Here is a 2,145-nt window from a genome sequence, read left to right as displayed (position 1 = left end):
TATATAATGATAGCCTGTTCTTGTCTAGGGATTTCCGAACCATAGGTAATAGTTCTTCTCACACTCCCAGCATCCAACACATACATTCTAAGAGAATCTTCATCAGACTTGATCAGTTTTTCTATCTTGGTTTGCAACTGAGCAAATTGTACAGCAGTCAAAAAGCACTCAAATACACTGTATTGGGTCCACTTACCATAACCACTCAACATTTTATGTAAACGAGTCCGACGTTTATTGGCTGCTTTATTGTCAGGTAAATCATAAATAATCAGATAAAACAGTGTAGTCATCTTAATGATAAAGGTTTGTAGGGAATACCTTCTTGTAAATGACGACTCAGTAACCGTGCTTGTAATTCTATTGCTCGTCTGTAGGTACAACGATAATCAAACAGTGGGTGTTTAAATTCATCATTCATTTTTTTGTCAAAAGCTTGCAAGAATGTTTTTTTTGCATTGTCCTTTAAGCGATAAGCACCCAAACTTTCGTTAAAATCTTCGGGTTTAATTTCGTGTTTATGCAATAATGACAGTACCAAATTATCAGCAATCAAAGCTCGAAATTCTTCCATTAAATCTAACACCATTGCCGGCTGACCATGATGAACTTCGTGGAGATAGCCAATATAAGGATCTAATCCTGCCACATGAACACCAGCCATAACTTGACCTTGCAATAAAGCATAGGCAAAACTGAGTAAGGAATTAACAGGGTCAGTAGGTGGACGGCGATTTCTGCCATTAAAAGTCCATTGTTTACCTATCATTCTTTGCCAACAAGCAAAATATTCCCTAGCTGCTAAACCTTCCACACCACGAACTTGATCTATATTTTGTTGAGTTTTAACTAAAATTTTCCGTTCTTTGAGCAGATTATCCTTTTCATTATGTCGGTACAAGACATTATATTGATTATGGATCTTTGCACTAACAATTGCCTTAACTAATTCCAAACGCCGCACAGGATCATGATAAACTGCATATTGTGCTAATCTCAATTGACCATTCCGAGAAGACTTAGGTAAAGCTGAACCCAAGTATTTACCAAAGGTAGAAAGATAATGCACTGGCATTCCCAATTCTAAAGCATAGACAAAAGCATCGCCGGTGACTTGGGGATTACCCATCAAAATAACTTCGTCTACTGTTTGAGCCGCAACTTTTTGTTTTTTCCAAGAACCGTCTTCTTGTTTCAAAGCTACTTGAAAAGCTTCATAATCTTTGCTTAAAACAGCATCAGGTTGAATGATATAAAGAGTAGGCATAATTTAATATTCTTGACGTTGTAATTGTTTGACTTCAAAAGGTAAACAAATTCCTTGCAGACCTACATGATTGACATTTTTTAGGATGGTCAATAGGTGCTGGCATTTTGTTTTGACTTGCAACATGAGCGAGGGCTATAGCTTGTTCTGTCATTTGCCTTAATTGCGGTGTAAATGCCACAGTTTGTCTTCTACGATTGGCATGATAAAATATTTCACCATAGGTAATTGTGCGACCTGTGCGTTCTTCTAAACATAAAGCCGCTGCACAAACTTGAAAATGGTCATTTAGGTGTTGTGCCATCTTGCCTTTTTTGTATTCCACAGGCACAAGTTGACCATCATATTCTTCGACAGCATCAATAATCCCAGAAACTTTGAGGCGTTCTGACCACACCCATTGTTGTTGATGAATTAGGGTTTCTCCTTCTTGAAAAGTCCCTTCTTCGTTAATATTGCGGTGGACATGACGACCTAAAATAATATGTTCATTTTCCGCCATTTCACCTAATATATATTCGAGGTAAAATCGTCGAGGACAATATTCCCAGGCATTGAGATAAGCTAATGGTAAATAATCTTCATTCATTTTATTTGGTAATGGGTAATGGGTAATTTCTCGTTTTCTCATTCCCATACTCTGTATGGGAATGAATTCTAGAAGGCTCTGCCTTCAATAACAGCAGAGGCAGAGCCTCTGTGATAGCATTCCCAGTCAGAGACTGGGAACGAGATATGGGTAATGGGTAATTCTAAATTCTTACTTGTCCCATACCCATAGCTGTTTTCCGTCCGACTCCAGAAAAGACAGCGAAGTTAGCTAAAACAGTGGCAATTCTGGCTTGTTCGGGGTCTGGAAACCGATATTTTACCCAGCC

At 38.2% G+C, this 2,145-nt stretch carries 4 protein-coding genes; all 4 read right to left on the bottom strand.

Translation table 11 applies throughout. The annotated features are described in order from the left end of the window. The coding region (gene cas2, locus IQ228_RS25120; protein ID WP_027404186.1) for a CRISPR-associated endonuclease Cas2 at positions 1–293 on the bottom strand (293 nt) is incomplete at its 3' end. Beyond that, positions 290–1,267, bottom strand: coding sequence for a type I-D CRISPR-associated endonuclease Cas1d (gene cas1d, locus IQ228_RS25115; protein ID WP_193964865.1), 978 nt, complete (start codon positions 1,265–1,267; stop codon positions 290–292). The genes cas2 and cas1d, both read right to left, overlap by 4 nt. Positions 1,268–1,301: 34 nt before the next feature. After that, positions 1,302–1,898: a CRISPR-associated protein Cas4 gene (gene cas4 / locus IQ228_RS25110; protein ID WP_228044075.1), complete on the bottom strand. Its 597-nt coding sequence runs from the start codon at positions 1,896–1,898 to the stop codon at positions 1,302–1,304. Between the two features lie 121 nt (positions 1,899–2,019). Next, positions 2,020–2,145, bottom strand: a 126-nt coding sequence (cas6, locus tag IQ228_RS25105) for a CRISPR system precrRNA processing endoribonuclease RAMP protein Cas6 (protein ID WP_193964864.1), incomplete at its 5' end; no start/stop codon positions are given.

It is taken from the genome of Dolichospermum sp. LEGE 00246, assembly GCF_015207865.1.
Classification (GTDB): Bacteria; Cyanobacteriota; Cyanobacteriia; order Cyanobacteriales; family Nostocaceae; genus Dolichospermum; species Dolichospermum heterosporum.
Note: the sequence above shows the minus strand (reverse complement) of the source record. Positions and strands in the feature narration are given on the sequence as shown.